Origin of the sequence: Senegalia sp. (in: firmicutes), from assembly GCF_052088025.1 — a bacterium.
GTDB lineage: Bacteria > Bacillota > Clostridia > Tissierellales > SIT17 > Anaeromonas.
Genome location: NZ_JBQCYD010000008.1, coordinates 37,894 through 58,303, shown reverse-complemented (window position 1 = coordinate 58,303; position 20,410 = coordinate 37,894). Strand labels below are relative to the sequence as shown.

Genomic DNA, 20,410 nt, shown 5'->3' with positions numbered 1-20,410 from the left:
AATAATGAGTGAAGAAAATGTAAAGCATTTAATAGGAAAAGTATTTGATGACATTGCAAATGCAATAGAAACAGGAGATTTTTCTGATAAAGTTAAGGTAGGTATCACATTACTTGGAAGTGAACATGGTACAAGTAATATAGTAAAAGGTGCTGAGATGGCTTCAAAAGATTCTTCTTTTGAAGTGGTTTTAATAGGGCCAAGCGTTGATACTGATTTAAGAATAGTAAAAGCTGAAACAGAAGAAGAACAACATAAAGTTATGGAAAGACTCTTAGATGAAGGCGAGATAGATGCAGCAGTAACTATGCACTATAATTTTCCAATAGGAGTTTCAACTGTAGGTAGGGTTGTTACACCTGGACTTGGAAATGAAATGTATATAGCTACAACAACAGGAACTTCATCAACTCATAGGGTAGAAGCAATGGTTAAAAATGGACTAAATGGTATAATCACTGCTAAATCTATGGGAATAGAAAACCCATCTGTAGGTATTTTAAATGTAGATGGCGCTAGACAAGTTGAAAAAGCTTTAAAAGAGCTTAAGAAAAATGGATATGATATAAATCTATCTGAGTCTATGAGATCTGATGGTGGTTCTGTAATGAGAGGTAATGATTTACTTACAGGCACACCAGATGTTATGATAACAGATAGTTTAACTGGTAATATTCTAATGAAAGTATTTTCATCATTTAGCACAGGTGGAAGCTATGAATCTTTAGGTTATGGATATGGTCCAGGAGTTGGGGAAGGATATAAAAGAAATATTTTAATTCTTTCAAGAGCTTCAGGTATTCCTGTTGTTTCAAATGCAATCAAATATGCTGCAGAAACTGCTAGAGGAAATATCATTGAGATTTCTAAAAGAGAACATGATGATGCTAAAAAAGCTAAATATAATGATATTTTACAAAACTTAACTAAAGAAAAGAAATCAACTGAATCACAAGAAGAAATTAAAGCTCCTGAAAAAGAGATAGTTACAGGCTCAATTTCAGGAATAGATATAATGGAACTTGAAGATGCAGTAGTTGAGTTATGGAAAAACAATATATATGCTGAAAGTGGGATGGGTTGTACTGGTCCTATAGTAATGATAAGCGAATCAAAGGTAGAAAAGGCAATAGAAGTTCTTAAAAAAGCCGGTTATGCAACAGAAGAAAGTGATCCATGTTAAACCCCAAATTTTTCTTGGGGTTTTTTTTATATTGTGCTATAATGAAAGAGAAAAAGCATTTCATACTTTTTAAAAAACTTTATATATAGAAAGGTTTTTTAATAGTAAAATATTTTAAAAAACAAAATGAGGAGGGTATTTATGTTAAAGAAAATTTTATCTTTAATGCTAGTATTAACTTTAGTATTTGCAGTAGTTGTTGGTTGTTCTACACCTGGTACTGATGATGGAAATGATGAAGGAACTGACAGTGGTTCTGATTCTGAAGGTACAGAGAGTGATCTTAAAATGGCAATGGTAACTGATACAGGAGGTATTAGTGATGCATCATTTAACCAATCTGCTTGGGAAGGTCATCAAGAAGTAGAAAAAGATATGGGAATTAAAGTATCTTATAAAGAATCTAGTAAAGATTCTGATTACGGTCCAAACCTTGAAACTCTTTTAGATGAAGGTAATGATCTTATATGGGGTATAGGATATAAAATGGCTGATGCAATAGCTGAAGCTGCTAAGAAAAATCCTGATCAAAAATATGCAATAATAGATTCTGCATATGAAGAAACTCCTGACAATGTAGTTGGAGTATTATTCCAAGATGAGCAAAGTTCATTCTTAGTTGGTTATATAGCAGGTAAAATGACTGAAACTAATAAAGTTGGATTTGTTGGTGGAATAGAAGGTGCTGTTATATCTAGATTTGAAAATGGATTTAAAGCAGGAGTAGAATATGCTAATCCAGATGCAGAAATATTAAGTCAATATGCTGAATCATTTACAGATGCAGCAAAAGGAAAAGCTATAGCAAATTCAATGTATCAAGATGGTGCTGACATAGTATTCCATGCAGCAGGTGGAGTAGGCGATGGAGTTATAGAGGCAGCTAAAGAACAAGATAAATGGGCTATTGGTGTAGATAGAGATCAAAATGATTTAGCTCCTGATAATGTATTAACTTCAGCTATGAAGAGAATTGATCAAGCAGTAGTTAATGTTGCAGAAGCAGTTAAAAATGATAATTATCCTGGTGGAGAAACTATAAGATATAGTTTAGAAGATGGTGGAGTTGGAATTGCTCCTACATCAGATAAAAATGTACCAGAAGATATATTAAATGAAGTTGAAGATGTAAAACAAAAAGTTATTGATGGTGAAATAGAAGTACCATTTGATAATGATACTTATGAAGAATGGAAAGAAAGCAAATAAATAAATTCTAAAAAATTGAATACTAATAGCTCAGGCGTAAGGTCTGAGCTTTTAGGTATTTTAGAATAGGAGGAAGAATATTGAGCAACATTGATTTTAATCATAAAGTTGTAGAAATGAAGAATATCACTAAAAAGTTTGGAAATTTCACAGCAAATGATAATATAGATCTGACTGTTCATAAGGGAGAAGTGCATGCTTTGCTTGGCGAAAATGGAGCAGGTAAAACTACACTTATGAATATATTGTATGGCTTATATCAACAAACTTCTGGTGATATATATATTAGAGAAAAAAAGACAAATATATCTGATCCTAATATTGCAATTAAAAATGGAATAGGTATGGTGCATCAACATTTTATGCTTGTTCAACCATTTACAGTTACTGAAAATATTATTTTAGGAATGGAAACTACAAAAGGCATTAGTTTAGATATGAAAAAAGCAAGAAAAGATGTAAAAGAACTATCAGATAAATATGGTCTTTATGTAGATGCTGATGCTAAAATAGAAGATATATCTGTGGGCATGCAGCAAAGAGTTGAGATATTAAAGGCATTATATAGGGGAGCAGAAATACTTATATTAGATGAACCAACTGCAGTATTAACCCCTCAAGAAATCGTGGATTTAATGGAAATAATGAGAGGCTTAACTAAACAAGGAAAAACTATAATAATTATAACTCATAAGTTAAAAGAAATAAAAATGATAGCAGATTATTGTACAATAATTAGAAGAGGTAAAGGAATAGATACAGTAAAGGTATCTGAAACTTCTCAGGATGATTTAGCATCTAAAATGGTAGGTAGAGAAGTTAGTTTTAATGTTCATAAAGAAGACAAAGAAGCTGGAGAAGTAGCTTTAAAAATAGAGAATTTAATAGTAAAAGATAATAGAAAGATAAACGCAGTGAATGGATTTAGTTTGGAAGTTAAAAAAGGAGAAATATTAGGACTAGCAGGTATAGATGGTAATGGACAGTCAGAACTAATTGAAGCCTTAAATGGTCTTAGAAAAGTAGAATCAGGAAAAATATTTATGAACGGTAAAGATGTAACAAATAAATCACCAAAAGAAATATTTAATAGTAAGGTTGGTATAATTCCTGAAGATAGACAAAAAAGAGGATTAGTGCTTGATTTTACTATGGCAGAAAACATGGTTTTAGAAAATTATAACAAAAAGCCATTTTCTAAAAATGGTGTACTAAGTTATGAAAATATAGAAAAATTTGCAAGAGATTTAATTCAAAAATTCGATGTAAGACCTACTAATGAAAAAATAAAAGCAAAATCATTATCAGGAGGAAATCAACAAAAAGTAATAATTGCACGTGAAGTTACAAATGACCCAGATGTATTAATAGCAGCTCAACCTACCAGAGGACTAGATGTAGGAGCAATAGAATATGTTCATAAATCTCTAGTAAATCAAAGAGACAGTGGGAAAGCAGTACTTCTTGTATCTCTTGAATTAGACGAGGTTTTAAATGTTTCTGATAGAATAGCAGTAATATATGAAGGAAAAATAGTAGATATAATTGATGCAAGAGATGCAGATGAAAATAAATTAGGACTTATGATGGCAGGAGGTGGAAGTGATGGCAGATAAGAATAAAGATAATGAGCCTAAAAGTTCAAAGAAAGATAATGCCTACTCAGTAAAAGAAAGATTGTTTTCTAGTGGTTTAACTTTTACACTTTTATCTATTATAGTAGGTTTTCTAGTAGGAGCTGTAGTTCTTTTAATTGCAGGATTTAATCCAATTGATGCTTATAGAATAATGATAGAAGGTATATTTAGCAGAACTAAATATTTATCTTATACCATCATATATGCCACACCACTTATAATAACGGGACTTTCTGTAACCTTTGCATTTAGAACAGGTCTTTTCAATATAGGAGCAGAAGGACAATTCATAATCGGATCTCTTGTAGCTGGACTCATAGGACATTTCTTAGAACTTCCCCTAGTACTCCATGTACTTGTAATAATAATAGGAGCTGCAATAGCTGCAGGATTATGGGGAGGAATAGCAGGTTTTCTAAAAGCCAAATTTGGTGTTCATGAAGTTATTGCAACTATAATGTTAAACTGGATAGCTTTATATTTTAATAATTATATTATAATGCAACCATTTTTTAGAAGACCAGAAAGTGAAACTTCAAAAGAAGTTTTAGATAGTGCAAGCATTACAATTTTGGAAAAATGGAAATATACTGATGTAGGAAGAGAATGGCTATCATCACATCCATATATAAAGGATTTTTTATCTGCACCAGCAAATTTAGGTGTTGTATTTGCTATAATTCTTGCAATAATTGTATGGTATATTTTAAATAAAACTACACTTGGATATGAACTTCGCGCAGTTGGATATAATAAACTTGCAGCAGAATATGGTGGAATTAAGGTTAAGAAAAGTATAATAACATCAATGATGATATCAGGTGCACTTGCAGGACTTGCAGGAGCAATACAAGTTATGGGTGTAACTAAATCTGTTATAGTTTTACCACTTATGGAAGGCTATGGCTTTGATGGAATGGCAGTATCTCTTATTGCAGGTAATATGGCAATAGGAAATATATTTTCAGGATTATTATTTGGTGCCCTTAAATATGGTGGACCAAAGATTCAGCCACCACTTGGAGCCCCATCTGAAGTGGTTAATATAATGATAGGTACTATAGTGTTCTTTATAGCAATACCAAAATTATTTAAAATGATGATAAATATAAAGAACAAGAAACGAGGTGAAAAGTAATGCTAGGTGATTTAGGATTTATAATTGGAACTTCGCTAATGTATGCAGCACCACTTTTATTTACAGCTCTAGGTGGAGTTATATCTGAAAACTCAGGTGTTGTTAATATAGGTCTTGAGGGTATGATGTCAGTAGGTGCATTTACAGGAGCTGCAGTAGGGTATTTCTCGGGAAATCCATGGCTTGCTTTTATCTGCGCTGGACTTGCTGCAGGTGTATTTGGACTTCTTCATGCTATAGCTGCAGTAACATTTCATGCAGATCAGGTAGTTTCTGGTATAGCTATAAACTTTTTAGGGCCTGGTATAGCCTTATTTATGAGCAGATTATTGTTTAATAACTCTACAATGACAAAATCAATAGATTTTTCAGCAAAAATGCCTAGACCATTTAATGGAGTATTTGAATCAAATTCATTTTTAGATTTATTATTTAACCAATATGCTACAGTTTATATGGCATTTATATTGGTATTTATAGTATGGTTTGTATTATATAAAACAAAATTAGGACTTAGGATAAGATCTGTAGGAGAACATCCTGCAGCAGCAGACACATTAGGTGTTAGTGTAGTTAAAATAAGATACTTATCTGTAGTATTATCTGGTATTTTTGCAGGTTTTGGTGGAGCTGCTATGAGTATTGCAGTAGTTTCTAACTTTAGACCTACTCTTATATCAGGACAAGGCTTTATTGCCCTTGCAGCTGTAATATTTGGAAAATGGAAACCACAAGGAGCTATGTGGGCATGTTTATTATTTGGAGCAGCTCAAGGATTAACAGTATACTTAGGTGGTGTAGATGCTGTAAACATTTCTTCTCAATTACTTGCTATGTTACCTTATGTACTTACTCTAATAATACTTACAGGCTTTGTAGGAAGAGCAACTGCTCCTGCAGCCAGTGGAGATCCATATCAAAAAGGTGAGAGATAAAAAGTGATCATATGATCACTTTTTTTATTTAATCATATGAATATATCTTTAACTTTAAGTAATCATGTATATTTGGTATAATATAAATAGTAGAACATATATTTATACTATAGATAAAAAAGGTTGAGGTGAAATTTATGAGGATGGGATTTGAACTAGCTTTAAAACAAACCCAAAAATTAGTCATGACTCCAGAATTAAGACAGGCCATTAAACTCTTACAATTCAACAGTTATGAGCTTAATGAATATTTAGAAACTCAAATGGAATCGAATCCTTTAATAGAAAGAGAAATAAAAAAAGATAAAGAAGAAGTATCATTAAATGAAAAAGATGATATAGATTGGAAAGAATATTCAAATCAATATGATGATATAAGTTATAAAAAAATCAATAAAGATAAAGATGAATATAATTATGAAAATTTTATAACTAAAGAAGAATCGCTAAAGGAACATTTGATTTTCCAACTTGATCTAACTCTTTTTAATGACAAGGATAAATTAATAGGTACAATTATAATTGAGAGCATAGATAGCAATGGTTATCTTAAATCATCAATAGAGGATATAGTTAGTTATTTAAATGTAGATGAAGGAAGAGTAATGAATGTATTAGAAGTAATTCAAACCTTTGATCCCATAGGTGTAGGCGCAAGAGATTTAAAGGAATGCCTAAAAATACAATTAAAAAACGAAAAAAAAGATAATGAAGACATATTAGCTATTATAGATAATCATTTAGAAGATGTAGCATCTAATAGATTAAATAATATATCTAAAGAACTAGATATATCTATAAAAAGAGTTCAAGATATATGTGATATAATAAAAAGCTTAGAGCCAAAGCCAGGAAGAGGCTTTCCAAGCGATGATGATGACATTAAATATGTGAAACCAGATGTAATTTTAGAAGAAATTGATGGAGAATATATCATTAGGGTAAATGATACAACTGCTCCTAGACTTATTATAAATGATTTTTATAAGGATATGTTAAACAAGCATAATGAGCATAATAATGCTTCAAAGTTTATCAATAATAAATTGAACTCTGCTATGTGGCTTATTAAAAGTATTGAACAAAGGAGAATGACTATATTTAAGGTCGTTACTTCAATTGTCCTTTATCAAAAAAGTTTTTTTGATAAAGGACAAAAATATTTAATTCCTTTAACATTAAAAGAAATAGCAGATGATATAGACATGCATGAATCTACAGTAAGTAGAGCAACTAATGGAAAATATGTTCAAACTCCAAGAGGACTATTTGAGCTTAAGTACTTTTTTTCAAGTAGTATAAAGGGAGACTCTGGAGATATTGCATCAACTGGAGTAAAGTCTATGTTAAAAGATTTAATAGAAAATGAAAATATAAAAAAACCACTTAGTGATCAAAAAATTTCAAATATTTTTAAAGAAAAGGATATAAATATATCTAGAAGAACAATAGCAAAATATAGAGATGAACTTAATATCCCATCATCTTCTAAAAGAAGAAGATATTAGATGAAATTAATTTTTCTCATATCTTCTTCTTTTTACTTGTATTTTTTCAGACTTTAAATTATAATAGAGATGAAGGCGATATTTTTTTAGAAATAGTGGGACTAATAATAATGCGATGGGACTTTTTAGATCCATGTATTAGTTAGGAGTGTAAATTATGAAAGATATAATAAATCTTCAAAAAAAAATTATGCCTGAAATGTTAGAATTATTAAATAAAAGATATAATATACTAAGAAATATATATCACAATCCATCCATAGGAAGAAGGACTCTTGCAAATTCATTAGAACTTGGAGAAAGAACAATTAGAACTGAAGTTGAAGTTTTAAAAAAACAAGGGTTATTAGAAATCAAATCTATGGGTATGAATGTTACAGAAGAAGGTATTAATATAATTGAGGACCTAAAAGATTTCATCTATTCTTTAAGAGGATTATCAAATTTAGAAGAAAAATTAAAAAAAATATTAGGTTTAAAAGATATCCATGTAGTTCCTGGAGATTTTGATTATGATAAATACATATTATCTGATATAGGAAGTGAATCATCAAAGCAAATATTGAACATAATAGAAGATGATAATATTGTAGGTATAACGGGAGGAACTACTATGGCAGAGGTAGCAAATAAAATGCCTGAGATTAATAGCCTGAAAAATATATTGGTATTACCAGCAAGAGGCAGCATAGGTAAGGACCTTGAAACACAATCCAATAATATAGCAGCTAAAATAGCAACAAGGATTAATGGAAATTACAAATTACTTCATATACCAGATAATATAGGAAAAGAAGCATTAGATACTCTGATGAAATTTGATGAAATAAAATCTTTAATAGATTCTATTAAAAAAATAGATGTCTTAGTTTTTGGAATAGGAAGAGCTGATACTATGGCTATTAGAAGGAATCTATCAAAGGATATAATAAACTCAATAGAAAAAAAGAAAGCTGTATCTGAAGCTTTTGGATATTATTTTGATATATCTGGAAATATAGTAAGAGAGTCTAATACAGTTGGTCTTAATCTTGATGATTTCAAAAACATCAAAAATGTTATAGGTATTGCAGCAGGATCAAAGAAAGCTGATGCTATACTTGCTATTACAGCGCTTAGAAATGATATAACGCTTATAATTGATGAAGGAGCAGCAAAAGCAATACTTAAAAAAGTTAAATAATTTTAGTTTTAAAATATAAAAATAATGTAGGAGGTTTTTATTGATGAAAGTAGCAATTAATGGTTTTGGAAGAATAGGAAGAAATGTATTAAGGTATGCTTTAGAAAATAAAATAGAAGGCTTAGAATTTGTAGCTATTAACAAATCAGGAAGTGTAGAAGATGCAGCTCATTTATTTAAATATGACTCTCTTTTTGGTAAATTTGAAGGTGAAATTTCAACAGAAGGCGATTATATAATAGCAAATGGAAATAAAATTAAAAAAGTAAATGAAAGAGATCCTGAAAAATTACCTTGGAAAGAACTTGGTGTAGACCTAGTAATTGAATCTACTGGTGTATTTAGAGATAGAGAAGGTGCACAAAAGCACATTAATGCAGGGGCTAAAAAGGTATTGATTACAGCGCCAGCTAAGGACGAAGATATTACAATAGTTATGGGAGTAAATGAACAAGATTATGATAAGGATAATCATAATATAATATCAAATGCATCTTGTACTACAAACTGTTTAGCACCATTTACTAAAGTAGTATTAGACAATTTTGGCATTAAGCATGGACTTATGACTACAGTTCATTCATATACAAATGACCAACAAATATTAGATGGTTCTCATAAAGATCTAAGAAGAGCAAGAGCAGCTGCAGAAAGTATTATACCAACTACTACAGGAGCAACAAAAGCAGTATCACTTGTAATTCCAGAATTAGAAGGTAAATTAGATGGGATGGCAATGAGAGTACCAACACCTACAGTTTCTGTAGTTGATATAGTATTTGAATTAGAAAAAAATGCATCAGCAGAAGATGTTAATAAGGCATTCAAAGAAGCAGCAGATGGAGAATTAAAAGGGATTTTAGGTTATTCTGATGAACCATTAGTTTCTATGGATTACAGAAAAGATCCACGTTCTTCAATCATAGATGGATTATCAACTATGTCAATAGGAGATAATATGGTAAAAGTTGTATCATGGTATGATAACGAATGGGGTTATTCTGCAAGAGTAGTAGATTTAGCTAAACTTATATCAGAAAAAGGACTTTAATAAAAAGGTGACCGGTTATATAGATTCTATATAACCGGTTTCACTAATAAGAGTTGTTGATATATTAAAGGAGTGAAAATATGCAAAACAAAAAAACTATTGAAGATATAAATATTAAAGGAAAAAAAGTACTAGTTAGATGTGACTTTAATGTTCCTATGGATAAGGATGGAAATATTACTGATGACAGAAGGATAAAAAGTGCTTTACCTACAATAAAATATATATTAGAAAATGATGGTAAAGTTATATTAATGTCTCATTTAGGAAGACCAAAAGGTGAAGTAAAAAAAGAATTTACTTTGGAACCAGTTGCAAAAAGACTGGCTGATTTATTAGGTAGAGAAGTTATATTTGCTGATGATGATGAAGTAGTAGGTGAAAGTGCAAAAAAAGCTGTTTCCGAGATGCAAAATGGAGATATAGTTTTACTTCAAAATACTAGGTTTAGAAAAGAAGAGAAAAAAAATGATGAAGGATTTGCAAAAGATTTAGCATCACTTGCTGATGCATTTGTAAATGATGCATTTGGTACAGCACATAGAGCACATGCTTCAAATGTAGGAGTTAGCAAATTCTTACCTACTGTTATGGGTAATCTTGTAGCACGTGAATTAGATGTAATGGCAGGTGCTATTTCAAATCCAAAAAGACCTTTTCTTGCAATACTTGGTGGAGCTAAAGTATCAGATAAAATAGGTGTAATAGAAAACTTATTAGATAAAGTAGATTCACTAATAATAGGTGGAGGTATGGCTTATACATTTTTAAAAGCCAAAGGATATGAAGTTGGTACATCTTTACTAGAAGAAGATAAAATAGATTTAGCAAAAGATTTAATGAAAAAGGCAAAAGGGAAGAATGTTAATCTTTTATTACCTGTTGATACTGTTGTAGCAAAAGAATTTAAAAATGATACGGATTATAAAACAGTTGATGCTGATAGCATTCCAGAAGATATGATGGGTGTTGACATAGGTGATGCAACAATAGAATTATTTGAAAAAGAAATTGAAAAATCTAATACTATAATTTGGAATGGGCCTATGGGAGTATTTGAAATGGAAAACTTTGCAAAAGGTACAAATGAAATAGCTAAGTCTTTGGCAGAATCTGATGCTATAACTATTATAGGTGGAGGAGATAGTGCAGCTGCAGTAGAAAAAACAGGATTAAATGATAAAATGACTCATATTTCTACTGGTGGTGGAGCTTCTCTGGAATTATTTGAAGGTAAAAAATTACCTGGAATAGAAGCTATAGAAGATAAATAGGAGTGATAATTTTGCGTAGACCAATAATTGCTGGTAACTGGAAAATGAATAAAACTATCTCAGAAGGTGTAGATTTTGTAAAAGAAATAAAACACCTTGGAGATAATACAGATGTAGAAGTAGTAGTATGTGTACCATTTGTGTCTCTTTTAAGTGTTAAAAAAGAACTTGAAGCTAGCAATATTAAATTAGGAGCTCAAAACATTCATTTTGAAGAAAATGGTGCTTATACTGGTGAAATATCTCCATTAATGTTAAAAGAAATCGGAGTAGATTATGCTATTATAGGCCATTCTGAAAGAAGAGAATATTTTAATGAGACAAATGAAACTGTAAATAAAAAAGTAAAATCAAGTTTAGCTCATGATATTAAACCTATTGTATGTGTAGGTGAAACATTAGAAGAAAGAGAAGATAATAGTGCAAAGGAAAAAATAAAAACTCAAATAACAAAAGCTTTAGAAGATGTAAGTAAAGATGATATGAAGAATATTGTTTTAGCTTATGAACCTATCTGGGCAATAGGAACAGGAAAAACAGCTTCTAGTGAAGATGCAAATGAAATGATTAGTTATATAAGAAACTTAATAAGAGATAAATATGATGAAGAAATATCAGAAGAAGTTAGAATTCAATATGGTGGAAGCGTAAAACCTAACAATGTTACAGAAATAATGAACGAGCCAGATATTGATGGAGCCTTAGTTGGAGGAGCAAGTCTTAAAAAAGATGACTTCACAGAATTAGTAAGGTTTTAAAGGAGTGAAAAATATGAAAGAAAAATTAGCAGCAATAGTCATATTAGATGGTTGGGGACTTGGCAAAGACTACAAAGGTAATGCAACTTTACTTGCTAATACTCCAAACTTTGACAGACTAAAAGCAAACAATCCATATACCAAACTAATAGCAAGTGGTGAAGCTGTAGGACTTCCAGATGGACAAATGGGAAACTCAGAAGTAGGCCATTTAAATATAGGTGCTGGTAGAATTATTTATCAAGAATTTACTAGAATAAATAAATCTATAAAAGATGGAGATTTCTTTGAAAAAGAAGAATTTAATCAAGCTATAGATAGGGCTAAAAAAAACGGCACAAAACTTCATCTATTAGGGCTCTTTTCTCATGGAGGTGTTCATAGCCATAGTTCTCATGTATATGCCTTACTTGAACTTGCAGCAAAAAAAGATTTTAATGATGTATATATTCATCCATTTTTAGATGGTAGGGATGTTCCACCTACAATTGGATTATCCGATATAAAAGAATTAGAAGAAAAGATAAAAGAAATTGGAGTAGGTAAAATTGCTACAGTTTCAGGTCGTTATTATTCAATGGATAGGGATAAAAGATGGGATAGAACAGAAAAAGCATATAATGCATTAACTCTAGGTAAAGGTTTAGAAGCAAATTCACCAGAAGAAGCAGTTCAAAATTCTTATGATGAAGATGTAAGTGATGAATTTGTAGTTCCAACAGTTATAATGAAAGACTCTAAACCTGTTGCTACAATAGATGATAATGATTCAATTATATTTTATAATTTCAGACCAGATAGAGCAAGACAGTTAACAAGAGCATTAGTAGATGTGGATTTTGAAGGTTTTAATAGAGAAAAAGAAGTGAAGACAGAATATATAACTATGACAGAATATGATAAGACAATAGAAAATGTAAAAGTTGCATTTAATCCTCAAACTTATAAAAACACATTAGGTGAATATATAAGTAATTTAGATAAAAAACAACTAAGAATAGCAGAGACTGAAAAATATGCTCATGTTACATTCTTCTTTAATGGAGGAGTAGAGCAACCTAATATAGATGAAGATAGAGTATTAATTCCATCACCAAAAGTTTCAACATATGACCTTCAACCTGAAATGAGTGCAGAAGAAGTGAAAAATAAAGCTATAGAAAGTTTAAATGAAAAGGATTATAGCTTGATGGTACTAAACTTTGCAAATCCAGATATGGTAGGACATACAGGTGATATTGATGCAGCAATTAAAGCTGTTGAAACTGTAGATAGATGTTTAGGAGAAGTAGTAAAGAAATTAGAAGAATTAGGTGCCAGTGTTTTAATAACAGCTGATCATGGAAATGCAGAACAAATGAGAGATGAAGAAACTGGTGCAGTAGTAACAGCTCATACGACAAACAAAGTACCGTGTATAATATTAGGTGAAGGTAATTTAGATTTAAGAGAAGGTGGAATCCTTGCAGATATTTCACCTACAATATTAGACATGCTAGATATAAATAAGCCTAGCGAAATGACAGGAACATCTTTATTAATAAAAAAATAGATAAAAATTAGAGGAGGAAATTGTAATATGGATATGATAGTAGAAGTTTATGCAAGAGAAATATTAGACTCAAGAGGTAATCCTACAGTAGAAGTTGAGGTAGCAACAGAAAGTGGAGCATTTGGAAGGGCAGCAGTTCCATCTGGAGCATCAACTGGAGCATTTGAAGCAGTTGAATTAAGAGATGGAGATAAGGATAGATATTTAGGAAAAGGTGTTAGTAAGGCTGTTGAAAATGTAAATGAAAAAATAGCTCCTGAGCTTATTGGCTTTGACATAACAGATCAAGTTGGAATAGATATGACTATGATAGATTTAGATGGTACTGATAATAAAGGTAAATTTGGTGCTAATGCAATACTTGGTGTATCAATGGCAGTAGCACGCGCTGCAGCTGATTCATTAGGTCTTGAGTTATTCCAATATTTAGGGGGAGTAAATGCTAAAATATTACCTGTGCCTATGATGAATATTTTAAATGGTGGAGAGCATGCTGATAATAACGTAGACATTCAAGAGTTCATGGTTATGCCAGTTGGTGCTAAATCATTTAAAGAAGGACTTAGAATGGGAGCAGAGATATTCCATAGCCTTAAAGCAGTACTAAAATCAAAAGGACTTAATACTTCAGTAGGTGATGAAGGTGGATTTGCTCCAAACTTATCATCAAATGAAGAAGCATTATCTACTATAGTAGAAGCTATAGAAAAAGCAGGTTACAAACCATTTGATGAAGTAAGACTTGCACTTGATGTAGCTGCAACTGAAATTTATGATAAAGAAAAGAAAGTATATACTTTAGCAGCAGAAGGTAAAACTTTAACAGCTGAAGAAATGGTTGATTTTTACAGTAATCTAGTAGATAAATATCCAATAATCTCAATTGAAGATGGATTAGATGAAGAAGATTGGGATGGATGGAAGATGATGACTGAAAAACTAGGTAAGAAGATACAAATAGTTGGAGATGATTTATTTGTAACTAACACAAAGAGGTTATCTAAAGGAATTAAAGAAAAATCAGCTAACTCTATTTTAGTTAAGTTAAATCAAATAGGTACTATAACTGAAACATTAGATGCTATAGAAATGGCAAAAAGAGCAGGATTTACTGCTGTTATTTCTCATAGATCTGGGGAAACATCAGACAACACAATAGCAGATTTAGTAGTAGCAACTAATGCAGGTCAGATTAAAACAGGTGCTCCTTCAAGATCTGATAGAGTATCTAAATACAATCAGTTATTAAGACTTGAAGACTTCTTATCTGATACTTCAAAATATGATGGAATGGAAGTATTTTATAATTTAAAATAAATAAATATATAAAATAAATACTAAGGTAAATGATAAGGATATATATTCTTATCATTTACCTATTTTAAGAATATTTGATTGCTTTTATATAAAATACATGTTAAAATAGGTTTGTTAATCGTATATAAATAGGGGGTGGATTTATGAGTACAGCAGCAATTATATTTACCGTATTATTACTTATAGCAAGTTTAGTATTAATTGCAAGTATATTGTTACAGTCAGGTAAAAGTGCTGGTCTATCAGGTAGTATAGCCGGAGGAGCAGAAAGTATCTGGGGGAAAAAACAGGGAAGAAGTTATGAAGCTATTCTTAGCAAACTAACTACAGTTTCTGCTGTAATATTTATATTATCATCATTAGCATTAACAGCAGTACAATAATAAGGAAAACTGAATAAAGAAGGAGGATATTAAATTGAATTTTATTTTATTAGCACCAATAGTTGGTGTAATAGCCCTGATATTTGCTTTTTATAAATCTAGTTTAATAAACAAAGTAAATCCAGGCAATGAGAGAATGAAAGAAATTGCATCTTATATTCAAGAGGGGGCTATGGCCTTTTTATCACGTGAATATAAATACCTAGCAATCTTTGTAGTAGTTCTTTTTGTTATTTTAGGAATTGGAATAAATTGGTTTACAGCGATATCGTTTATAATTGGTGCAGTTTTTTCAGCACTTGCAGGTTTTTTCGGTATGCGAGTAGCTACAAAAGCAAATGTTAGAACAGCAAATGCAGCAATGGAAAAAGGAATGAATAAAGCTTTATCAGTGGCATTTTCTGGTGGAGCAGTAATGGGAATGAGTGTAGTAGGTTTAGGCTTACTTGGAATTGGGTCATTATATTATTTCTTTTCTAAAGATGCAACCGTATTACAAGATGCACAAGATGCAGCTAGTTACATAACTGGTTTTGGATTAGGTGCTTCTTCTATAGCCTTATTTGGCCGTGTAGGTGGAGGTATTTATACAAAAGCAGCTGATGTTGGAGCTGACTTAGTAGGTAAAGTAGAAGCAGGAATACCAGAAGATGATCCAAGAAATCCTGCAGTTATAGCAGACAATGTTGGGGACAATGTTGGAGATGTTGCTGGAATGGGTGCAGACTTATTTGAATCATATGTTGGTTCAATCATATCAGCTATAACACTCGGACTTGTTGCATATGCTGATAATTTTGATATGGCTATGAATGCAGCCTTATTTCCATTATTATTAGCAGGCATAGGAATAATAGCATCTATAATAGGAACATTTTTTGTGCGTGCAGGAGAAAATTCTGATCCACAGAAATCGCTTAATACAGGAACCCTAGTAAGTGGTGTTTTAACAGTTATAGCAGCATTTTTCTTAAGTAATTCATTACTTGAAAGTTATAATCCATTTTTTGCAATAGTTACTGGATTATTAGTTGGAATTATAGTAGCAAAAATTACTGAATATTATACTTCAACTGAATATGCTCCAGTTAAAAGAATTGCAGATGAGTCAGAAACAGGAGCATCTACAACAATCATAAGTGGTTTATCAGTAGGTATGCAATCTACAGCTTTACCAATACTTGTTATTTCAGCAGGTATTTTAGTAGCTTATGAAGTAGCAGGTTTATATGGTATAGCACTAGCAGCAGTTGGCATGCTTTCTACTGCAGGAATGACAGTAGCAGTTGATGCATATGGACCAATAGCTGATAATGCTGGTGGTATTGCAGAAATGTGTGAACTACCAAGTGGAGTTCGTGACATAACAGATAAATTAGATTCTGTAGGAAATACTACAGCAGCTATAGGTAAAGGTTTTGCTATAGGTTCAGCAGCTCTTACATCATTAGCATTGTTTGCATCATATACAAAAGCTGTAAACTTAGAATCAATAAACCTTACAGAACCAACAGTTATTGCAGGTCTTTTAATAGGTGGTATGCTACCATTTTTATTCTCAGCTATAACTATGAAAGCAGTAGGAAAAGCTGCATTTTCTATGATAGAAGAAGTTAGAAGACAATTTAAAACTATACCTGGAATTATGGAAGGTACAGCAAAACCAGAGTATAATAAATGTGTTGATATAAGTACAACAGCAGCACTTAAAGAAATGGTTATACCAGGACTTTTAGCAGTTTTAGCGCCAGTTGTAACAGGACTTACTTTAGGAGTAGAAGCATTAGGTGGTCTACTTGCTGGAGCACTAGTTACAGGTGTTCTTATGGCTATATTCATGGCTAATGCTGGTGGAGCATGGGACAATGCTAAGAAGTTTATTGAAGAAGGAAATCATGGTGGAAAAGGTAGTGAAGCTCATAAAGCAGCAGTTGTTGGAGATACTGTAGGAGATCCATTTAAGGATACTTCAGGACCTTCAATAAATATTCTTATAAAGCTTATGACTATAGTAGCATTAGTATTTGCACCATTATTTATATAATAATTTTTTAAATAAAAAAAGGACAGTCATATGATTGTCCTTTTTGTTTAAAAAGGAATTTATTCATATATTATTATTATGGGACATAGATTTAATATATGAATAAATTTAAATAAGGAGATTATATTATGATTACTGATTATTTAACTATAATACTATTTGTTATTGTAGTTATAGTGATATTGCTATTATTTAGATATGAAAAAATAAAAGCAATAATATTAAAAGAAATAAAAAAAAGAAATATAAAAAAAGAAATAAACATGGCTTATGATAAAGTTAGAGCTACTGAAAATTTAAAAACAATATCATTTGCATGCAATTCAGACGACAATAAAACTAAAATGTTAGCTTGTAAATTTTTTGATAGTGATAATACTGTTGAAATAAAAGAAAATATTAATACAATTTATGATATTTCCAGAGAAATAAATAAAAATGATAATTTAGATAATAGTATTATTTTTATGAATACAAACTGTAATGAAATAGGGAAAATATCTGAAATATCAGACCTCTTAAATCCGCAAATAGGAATAATGACTGATATAGAATCAAAAGTTTTAGATACAGAAAATACAGAAAACATATTAAAATCAAAATATGAAATAATAGAGGTCTTACCACCTGAAGGAATAGCAATATTTAATTATGATGATAAATATATAAAAAAATTAGCCGATAAAACATTTAAAGAAAAAGTATTGTATGGAATAGAAAATGAAGAGTTAGATTATTATATAGATAATATACGAGAAGATGAAAAAAACTTAAAATTTAATATTAATAATAATAAAGAAAAAGTAGAATTCAACACTAAAATTGAAAACAAAGAATATCTTATAGATATATTAGGTGCGGTGACTGTTTGTAGTGTATTAGGTATTAATTTAAAAAAGACATCTAAAAGCTTAGAAAAAACAATAGAAATTTAGGCACAAGTCAAATGTGCCTTTTTATATTATTAATTTTTATAATTATAAATAAAAATCATACATAAGGGTAAACATATAAGTAAACAAAGTTGTGGAGGGAAATTATGAATATAAAAGATAAAATATTGAAATTTATTAAAGAACAAGCATATAAACCAATGAATAAAAAGGAACTTGCAAATATTTTTGATATTCAAAAAGGTGATTTAAAAGAGTTTTATAGCATATTAGATGAAATGGAAAAGGAATGTTCTGTAGTGAAAACTAGAGAAGATACTTATGGTGTGCCTGAAAAAATGAATCTAGTATTTGGTAAGATACAAGGTAATGCTCGTGGATTTGGTTTTTTACTTCCTGATGATAAAGAAGACAGAGATGTATTTTTATCTTCTAACAATCTAAATGGTGCATTACATAATGATAGAGTGTTAGTGAGATTGTATAAAAAAGCTGATGGTGATAAAAGACCAGAAGGAGAAGTAATTAGAATAATAGAAAGAGGAAACAAAAATATAGTAGGTATTTTTCAAAAGAGTAAAAGTTTTGGATTTGTAGTTCCTGATGATGAAAAAGTAAGTGTAGATGTATTTATACCAAAATCAGAAAGTGAAAATGCAAGAAATGATGATAAGGTTGTAGTTGAAATCACAAAATGGCCTGAAGGTAGAAGGAATCCCGAAGGTAAAGTAATAGAAGTGCTGGGAAACGTAGATGAGGTAGGAACAGATATATTATCTATTGAAAGAAAATATAACTTATCAGAAACATTTCCAGAAGAAGTTTTAAGAGAAGCAGAAAATATTAGTGAAGAAATACCTGAAAAAGAAATAAAAAGAAGATTAGATTTAAGAGATAAAACTATATTCACTATTGATGGGATAGATGCAAAAGATTTAGATGATGGTGTATCTATTGAAAAACTAGATGATGGTAACTATCAATTAGGTGTTCATATAGCAGATGTTACTTATTATGTAAAAGAAAATTCAGAAATAGATAATGAAGCATATAAAAGAGGAACAAGTGTATATCTAGTAGATAGGGTAATACCAATGTTACCTAGAAAATTATCCAATGGAGTGTGTAGTTTAAACCCAGATGTAGATAGACTTACCTTATCCGTATTTATGACTATAGATAAGGATGGTAATGTTAAAGATCAAAAGATTAAAGAAACAATTATAAATTCTAAAGCTCGTTTAAATTACAAAGATGTATCAGATATATTGGAAAACAACAATGAAGAATTGATAGAAAAATATAGTGATTTGATGGATGAATTTAAATTAATGGAAGAGCTTAGTAAAACCCTTAGGGCAAAGAGAGAAAAAAGGGGAACTATAGATTTTGATTTTGATGAAGCAAAGATTATTTTAAATGAAGAAGGAGAACCTATAAATATAAAGAAATATGAAAGAAGAATATCTAATAGAATTATAGAAGAATTTATGCTAGCAGCAAATGAAACAATAGCAGAATATATGTATTGGACTGAAACACCTTTCCTTTATAGGGTTCATGAAGACCCAGATGAAGACAAAATAGAAGACTTTAGAAAATTCATATATAATTTTGGATATAAACTTAAAGGAAGCGATGAAGAGATACATCCAAAGCAATTACAATCTTTACTTAAACAAGTAGAAGGCAAAAAAGAAGAAACAGTTATAAATACTATAATGCTAAGATCACTTAAAAAAGCAGAGTATTTAGCTGAGAGAAAAACCCATTTTGGCTTAGCTTCAAAATTCTATACTCATTTTACATCTCCAATAAGAAGGTATCCAGATTTAACTATTCATAGAATAATTAAATGGTTTATAAATAATGAGATAGATGCCAAAAAGAAATCTAAATTAGAGAAAAAATTACCACAAATAGCACAACATTCATCAGCAGCAGAAAGAATTGCAGATGGAGCAGAAAGAGAAACAGATGAGCTTAAAATGGTAGAATACATGTCTAAGCGAATCGGAGAAGAATATGAAGGTGTAATATCAGGAGTAACATCCTTTGGTCTATTTGTAGAATTAGACAATACAATAGAAGGATTAGTTCATATAAGTACTTTAACTGATGGATACTATAATTATGATGAAAAGAATTATTCTCTTGTAGAAGAAAGAACGAAGAAGTCATATAGAATAGGCGATATCGTAAAAGTTAAAGTAGCAAACACTAATATATCTAAGAGAGAAATAGATTTTTTATTAATTGAAAATGAAGAAAAAGAAGAATGATTTAATGATTAGATCTAGCATATGCTAGATCTAATCTATTTTTAAATATAATATATATCTGAT

At 30.4% G+C, this 20,410-nt stretch carries 16 protein-coding genes; all 16 read left to right on the top strand.

Features of this window, described 5'->3' with window-relative positions; translation table 11 throughout:
• The first annotated feature begins 4 nt into the window (after positions 1–4).
• A complete protein-coding gene (gene grdD / locus ACTHUW_RS03470) occupies positions 5–1,183 on the top strand; it encodes a glycine/sarcosine/betaine reductase complex component C subunit alpha (RefSeq protein ID WP_442197393.1) in 1,179 nt (392 codons plus the stop codon).
• A gap of 141 nt (positions 1,184–1,324) precedes the next feature.
• A complete protein-coding gene (locus tag ACTHUW_RS03465; protein ID WP_442197394.1) occupies positions 1,325–2,392 on the top strand; it encodes a BMP family lipoprotein in 1,068 nt (355 codons plus the stop codon).
• A 116-nt stretch (positions 2,393–2,508) separates the two neighbouring features.
• Positions 2,509–4,008: an ABC transporter ATP-binding protein gene (locus ACTHUW_RS03460; RefSeq protein WP_442197415.1), complete on the top strand. Its 1,500-nt coding sequence runs from the start codon at positions 2,509–2,511 to the stop codon at positions 4,006–4,008.
• A complete protein-coding gene (locus ACTHUW_RS03455; protein ID WP_442197395.1) occupies positions 3,998–5,167 on the top strand; it encodes an ABC transporter permease in 1,170 nt (389 codons plus the stop codon). Before ACTHUW_RS03460 ends, ACTHUW_RS03455 begins: the two co-directional genes overlap by 11 nt.
• Positions 5,167–6,102, top strand: coding sequence for an ABC transporter permease (locus ACTHUW_RS03450; protein WP_442197396.1), 936 nt, complete (start codon positions 5,167–5,169; stop codon positions 6,100–6,102). Before ACTHUW_RS03455 ends, ACTHUW_RS03450 begins: the two co-directional genes overlap by 1 nt.
• Before the next feature lie 137 nt (positions 6,103–6,239).
• Positions 6,240–7,610 (top strand): RNA polymerase factor sigma-54, encoded by a 1,371-nt coding sequence (gene rpoN / locus ACTHUW_RS03445; RefSeq protein WP_442197397.1) that lies wholly within the window; start codon positions 6,240–6,242, stop codon positions 7,608–7,610.
• Between the two features lie 157 nt (positions 7,611–7,767).
• The gene (locus ACTHUW_RS03440; protein WP_442197398.1) at positions 7,768–8,793 is read left to right on the top strand and encodes a sugar-binding transcriptional regulator; all 1,026 of its coding nucleotides are present in this window, start codon (positions 7,768–7,770) and stop codon (positions 8,791–8,793) included.
• A gap of 43 nt (positions 8,794–8,836) precedes the next feature.
• A complete protein-coding gene (gene gap, locus ACTHUW_RS03435; RefSeq protein WP_442197399.1) occupies positions 8,837–9,844 on the top strand; it encodes a type I glyceraldehyde-3-phosphate dehydrogenase in 1,008 nt (335 codons plus the stop codon).
• 80 nt (positions 9,845–9,924) lie between these two features.
• Complete coding sequence (locus ACTHUW_RS03430; protein WP_442197400.1) at positions 9,925–11,118, top strand: phosphoglycerate kinase; 1,194 nt, start codon at positions 9,925–9,927, stop codon at positions 11,116–11,118.
• A gap of 11 nt (positions 11,119–11,129) precedes the next feature.
• On the top strand, positions 11,130–11,876 hold the full coding sequence (gene tpiA, locus ACTHUW_RS03425) for a triose-phosphate isomerase (RefSeq protein ID WP_442197401.1): 747 nt from the start codon (positions 11,130–11,132) through the stop codon (positions 11,874–11,876).
• Between the two features lie 13 nt (positions 11,877–11,889).
• Positions 11,890–13,428 carry a 2,3-bisphosphoglycerate-independent phosphoglycerate mutase gene (gene gpmI, locus ACTHUW_RS03420; RefSeq protein ID WP_442210464.1) on the top strand — a complete coding sequence of 513 codons (1,539 nt, stop codon included), beginning with the start codon at positions 11,890–11,892 and terminating at the stop codon, positions 13,426–13,428.
• 27 nt (positions 13,429–13,455) lie between these two features.
• Positions 13,456–14,745 carry a phosphopyruvate hydratase gene (gene eno / locus ACTHUW_RS03415; RefSeq protein ID WP_442199117.1) on the top strand — a complete coding sequence of 430 codons (1,290 nt, stop codon included), beginning with the start codon at positions 13,456–13,458 and terminating at the stop codon, positions 14,743–14,745.
• Between the two features lie 143 nt (positions 14,746–14,888).
• Positions 14,889–15,128, top strand: coding sequence for a preprotein translocase subunit SecG (gene secG, locus ACTHUW_RS03410; RefSeq protein ID WP_442197404.1), 240 nt, complete (start codon positions 14,889–14,891; stop codon positions 15,126–15,128).
• A gap of 34 nt (positions 15,129–15,162) precedes the next feature.
• Complete coding sequence (locus ACTHUW_RS03405) at positions 15,163–17,172, top strand: sodium-translocating pyrophosphatase (protein ID WP_442197405.1); 2,010 nt, start codon at positions 15,163–15,165, stop codon at positions 17,170–17,172.
• 128 nt (positions 17,173–17,300) lie between these two features.
• Positions 17,301–18,107: a Mur ligase family protein gene (locus ACTHUW_RS03400; RefSeq protein WP_442199116.1), complete on the top strand. Its 807-nt coding sequence runs from the start codon at positions 17,301–17,303 to the stop codon at positions 18,105–18,107.
• Between the two features lie 104 nt (positions 18,108–18,211).
• Positions 18,212–20,347, top strand: a complete 2,136-nt coding sequence (gene rnr, locus ACTHUW_RS03395) for a ribonuclease R (RefSeq protein ID WP_442199115.1) — start codon at positions 18,212–18,214, stop codon at positions 20,345–20,347.
• Positions 20,348–20,410 lie beyond the last annotated feature (63 nt).